Here is a 4,504-nt window from a genome sequence, read left to right as displayed (position 1 = left end):
CGACCGCCCCCACCCTCGGCGAAGCGGCGGGCCCCGTCCCGCCGCCCGCGTTCTGGCACTTCCTCGCCCCGCGCGACGAGGCCGCCTCCAAGGCCCTGCGGACCGCGGACGCCGCCGCCGTGCGCGCCCTCCTCGACGCGGCCCTGCGCGGCGACCCGCGCCCCGCACTGCCCGGGATCGCCGAGCCCCGCATCGCCGACGGCGTCGCCCGCGCGGCCCGGCTCGCCGCCGACGTACTGCGCCGCCGCCGGGACCTCTCCCGCCGCGTGGCCCTCATGAGGTCCGGCCCCGTCGCCGACCTGCCCTCGCCGGTCCCCGACACCGTCCTCGTGCCGGCCCTGCGCGGCCTCCTGCCCGAGGTCCGCGGATACGGGGCGCCCGTACCGTCGGCCCATCCCGGGCTGCTGACCGCGGTCGCCGCCGACGGGCGCCACCTGCGCGGCGAGATCGACGACGAGACGCGGCGCCTCGCCCCGCCCGCGCAGCCCGCCGAGTGGGCCGTCCTCGTCGGCGCCGTCGGCGCCGCTGCCTGGCGGGCCGCCGTCGCGCACACCGACCCGGAGGAGCGCGCCGCGCTCGCCGCGCTCCTGGAGGTCTGGAGCCGGCAGCCCTTCGCCGAGCCGGGCACCGCCTGGCGCACCGGACGCGCCCGCGCGGAGGCCGTGGAAGCCTGCCGGGCCGCGGGCGGGACCCTCGCCTCGGGTGCTCCCCGCGGCGGGCTCGTCCGCTTCCTCCAGCCCGCTTCCGGCCCCGCCCCGGCCGACGCCGAGGAGTGCCGCACCGCCGAGGCCGCGGACGACGCGCGGAGGCTGCCGCGGCTGCTGGCACTCCTCGCCGAGCGGGGGCCGCTGGCCGTGCCCGAGGAGGCCGTCGAGGCGTTCTGCCGGCGCACCGGCGCCCGCCGGAGCATCGGCCTGCTGGTGCTGGCCGGGCTGCCCGCCCGCGAGCGGCACGACGACCACCGCGCCCTGCTCCGCAAGGCGCCGTACCGGCTGACCGGGCCGCTGCTCCAGGAGTACGACGGCCTCGTCCACCGGCTCGGCGAGGACGGCCGGCGCGCCCTCCTCGCCGCAGGCCTCCCCGACGACCCGGCGGAGCTGTGGGAGCCCGGCGGCATGACCGGGGCCGCCGGGCGGATGGCCGAGGTGTGGGCGGCGCTGCTCGGTGCCGCGGAGTACGCGGACGAGGAACTGGCCGAGGCGCTGGAGGCGGAGGCCGGCCTCGGCGGCGGCTGGGCGCGCGCCCTCCCGGCGGGCCGGGCCTCCGGCGCCTTCGGCGAGCACGGCTTCGTCCTCGCCGTCCAGCCGTCGGGCCGGGTCCGGGTCCACCTGGCGCGGGAGGACGGCACCCCGGGCGAGTGGGTGTCGGGCACCGCGGCCGCCCACACGGCCGCCGCGACCGCCATCGTGTGGGCGCTGACCGAGCGGCCCGTCGGCGGCCCTGCGGCCGCGGGCGCCCTGCGCCTGTACGGCAGGCTCCGGGCGGTCCTCGACGACCCCGGCACGCTCGTGCCCGTCCTCTACCCGCCGGCTCCGGCACTCGCCGGTGCGCCCGGCTTCGCTCCGTACGAGGGCCCGCTGCTGCCCTGCCCGCAGCCGCTGGACGAAGGCGTGGAGGAGCCGCGCGTCCTCGACGACGGGCTGTTCGTCGTCGAGACGGGGGCCGGCACGGTGTTCGTGCGCACGGCGGCGCTCGCCGACCCGGAGCGCGTGGAGCGGGCTGCCCGGCTCTGCACGGAGCTGCGCCTGGACCACCTGCGCGGCCGCCTCCTGGAGCTGCGGGACGAGCTCGACGGCCTGGCCCGCATCGCCGCCCGCGCCGCCGCGACCCCGGTCCCCGCCGGGGGCTGCGAGAACGACCCGGCGCGCAGTGCGCCGGACCTGGTCGCCGAGGTGGCCCGCACGCTCGGCACCGGGGCGGACGCGGCCGCGCTGTACCTCCAGCTGCTGGCCCTGGCCCGGCCCACCGACCGGGGCGTCCGCCGCTGGAACGGCTGGACGGCCGCCCGGCACAAGGCGGCCCAGGCCGAGCTCGTGGCCGCCGGCGCGGTCGTCGCCGGCTCCCGGGCGCGCGCCGGGCGCTCCGTCTTCGTCCCGGGGGAGTGGACCGACCTGAAGTCGCCCCACCTGCCGCTGGAGACGGCGAAGACCGGGCCGCACCTGGCGCGCGTGTACGGCAAGGGGGTCCACAGCCCGTACCTGCGGCTGCTGGCGCCGCTGCCGCCGCACGAGCTGTTCGCCCGGGCCTGGGAGGCGTCCCGTACGGCGTCGTAGCGGTCACCCCCTTGCCGCACCTATCGAAACTCGATAGATTCCCATCGTGAGTCGATCGAAGGAGTGGTGATGGGAAGACTGATGGTGCTCGGGCTGCGCTGCGTGCTCGCGATGCTGCTGGCGGGCTGCCTGTTCGTACAGGGCGTGATGGTGCCCCTGCTGGCGGCCGACATGGACGGCGGCGGGGGCGACCTCTCCCACCTGCGCGTTCCGTGCATCGTGATCACGGTGCTGGGTGTCGCGGCGGTCGAGGTCGTGCTGGTCTGCGTGTGGCGGCTGCTGACGATGGTCCGCCGCGGCACGGTCTTCTCCCACGCGGCGTTCCGGTACGTGGACGTCATCATCGGCGCCGTCGTCGCGGCCGCCGCCCTCGTCTTCGCCCTCGCCGTCCTCTTCGCGCCCGGGGAGGCCGTGCCGCCGGGCGTCGTGCTGCTCATCTGCGGGGTGTCCCTCGCCGCCCTCGGCGTCGCCCTGACGGTGCTCGTCCTGCGGACGCTGCTCCGCCAGGCGGTGGCGCGGGACGTCGAGGCGGCCCGCATGCAGGCCGAGCTGGACGAGGTGATCTGATGCCGATCACCGTCGACATCGACGTGATGCTGGCCAGGCGGAAGATGTCCGTCGGCGAGCTCGCCGAGCGCGTGGGCATCACCCCCGCCAACCTGGCCGTGCTCAAGAACGGGCGGGCCAAGGCCGTCCGGTTCGCGACGCTCGCCGCGCTCTGCGAGGCCCTCGACTGCCAGCCCGGCGACCTGCTGCGCTGGGAGCCCGGCGCCGACGGCGTCGCGGAGGGCTGACGCCGGTCCCCGGTCGCGGGCGGGCGGCCGGCCCCGACAATGGGTACGGTGCACCTTCCGGTGGGCCGCGGCCCGCACCCGGTGGCCGGAGTTCGCCCCCGCGCTGTCGACAGGCGGACCGCAACTCCGTAGAGTCACGAACCTGTCACCCAGTGCCACCGACGGGCTGGGCTCCACCGAGAGGAACCGCCATGAATCGCCGGACCGCCTCCCTCCTCACCGCCGCCGCCCTGGCCGCCGCAGTGCTCGGCGCCGGCGCACCGTCCGCGAGCGCCGCGCCCGGCGGATGCGCGTACACCTCGACGAGCCACCGGCCGGTCGTGAAGAAGGGCGGCACGGGTGCGTCCGTGAAGCAGGCGCAGTGCCTCTCCAACATCTGGGGCGGGGTGCCGAAGCTGACCGTCGACGGCGTCTTCGGCGCCAAGACCCTCGACAAGATCAAGTGGATCCAGGGCTGCCACGGCCTCCCGCGGGACGGCGTCGTCGGCGCCAAGACCTGGGCCGTCCTCTACGACCCGGTGCCCGACTGCTACGACCCCTACCCGCGCTGACGACCGTCCGCGCAGGTCCGCGGGCCGCGCGGGAGATCGGGTGAACGGAGCGGCATCCCCCGATTGGCCCGCGGGACGGCGTGGAACCCGTTCCGTATGACCGAGAGCACCAGCCCCCACATCTCCGCCCCGCGCATCGTCGTGCTCGGGGTGCAGCCGGGCGACCCGCCGTTCCGCATCGTCGAGGTCGACGGCGAGGTGGTCGGCACGGCCACCTCCATGACCGACGTCCTCCTGACCGCCGCGTCCGCCGGCCTGACCATCCACGACCTCGACGACCCGGAGACCGTCCGCTGGGTGGGCGGCGGCAAGTACACCTGGACGCCCCACTAGGGACTGTCCGGCAAGCCGGTACCCGGCACCGGCACCGGCCGCCGCCGGGCCGGCCGTCAGCCCGCCGGGGCCGCCCCGCGGGGCGGCGGCTCCGTGCGCTGCCGGGCGCCGATCAGGACGTCGGCCTCCTGCCGCAGGCTGTCGCGCCGGTGCGGGACGGAGGCCCTGCGGGCCTCGTCTTGCAGCGCGAGCCCGGCCCGCAGCAGGGTGGGGCCGGGGACCGGCACCCGCTGACCGGGCTGCTCCGTGTACGGGCGCAGTTCCAGGGCGGCTTCCCGCGCCTCCGCCGAGGCCCCGCGCCGCAACGACAGGAAGGCCCGGCTCAGCCAGTTCGCTTCGATCTTCACCATGCGGTCGGTCCTACCGGGCCGTGCGGCGCGGCGCCCGCCCCACACCGGAGATTCGTCACGTCTTCGCCCGTTCGTGTGACGGCGCCGCCCCTGCCCGCCCGGTGCGACCGCCGGCGGGGAGGCGAGAGGATGACCGGCGGCGACCGGCCCGGTGCGCCTGCGTGAACGTCCGGCCCGCCCCCGGGAAGGTTGCCGCCATGCGC

The 4,504-nt window shown here is 77.4% G+C and carries 5 protein-coding genes and 1 pseudogene; 5 read left to right on the top strand and 1 reads right to left on the bottom strand.

The genetic code is table 11. From position 1 onward, the window contains the following. The 5 genes and pseudogenes from EF903_RS34440 to EF903_RS29180 form a co-directional block, all read left to right on the top strand. Nucleotides 1-2,273, top strand: a pseudogene (locus EF903_RS34440) (hypothetical protein); the annotation flags it as partial. A 69-nt stretch (nt 2,274-2,342) separates the two neighbouring features. Next, complete coding sequence (locus tag EF903_RS29195; RefSeq protein ID WP_125548012.1) at nt 2,343-2,840, top strand: DUF2975 domain-containing protein; 498 nt, start codon at nt 2,343-2,345, stop codon at nt 2,838-2,840. After that, the gene (locus tag EF903_RS29190; protein WP_125548011.1) at nt 2,840-3,067 is read left to right on the top strand and encodes a helix-turn-helix transcriptional regulator; all 228 of its coding nucleotides are present in this window, start codon (nt 2,840-2,842) and stop codon (nt 3,065-3,067) included. The genes EF903_RS29195 and EF903_RS29190 overlap by 1 nt, the downstream gene beginning before the upstream one ends. Before the next feature lie 191 nt (nt 3,068-3,258). After that, a complete protein-coding gene (locus tag EF903_RS29185; protein WP_125548010.1) occupies nt 3,259-3,618 on the top strand; it encodes a peptidoglycan-binding protein in 360 nt (119 codons plus the stop codon). A 96-nt stretch (nt 3,619-3,714) separates the two neighbouring features. Further along, a complete protein-coding gene (locus tag EF903_RS29180) occupies nt 3,715-3,951 on the top strand; it encodes a hypothetical protein (protein ID WP_125548009.1) in 237 nt (78 codons plus the stop codon). 56 nt (nt 3,952-4,007) lie between these two features. Here the strand turns inward: EF903_RS29180 and EF903_RS29175 are convergent, their stop codons facing one another. Next, nucleotides 4,008-4,301 carry a hypothetical protein gene (locus tag EF903_RS29175; RefSeq protein WP_125548008.1) on the bottom strand — a complete coding sequence of 98 codons (294 nt, stop codon included), beginning with the start codon at nt 4,299-4,301 and terminating at the stop codon, nt 4,008-4,010. Nucleotides 4,302-4,504 lie beyond the last annotated feature (203 nt).

Source organism: Streptomyces sp. WAC05292 (assembly GCF_003949955.1).
Lineage (GTDB): Bacteria > Actinomycetota > Actinomycetes > Streptomycetales > Streptomycetaceae > Streptomyces > Streptomyces globosus.
This window is presented reverse-complemented; position numbering and strand designations above follow the sequence as displayed.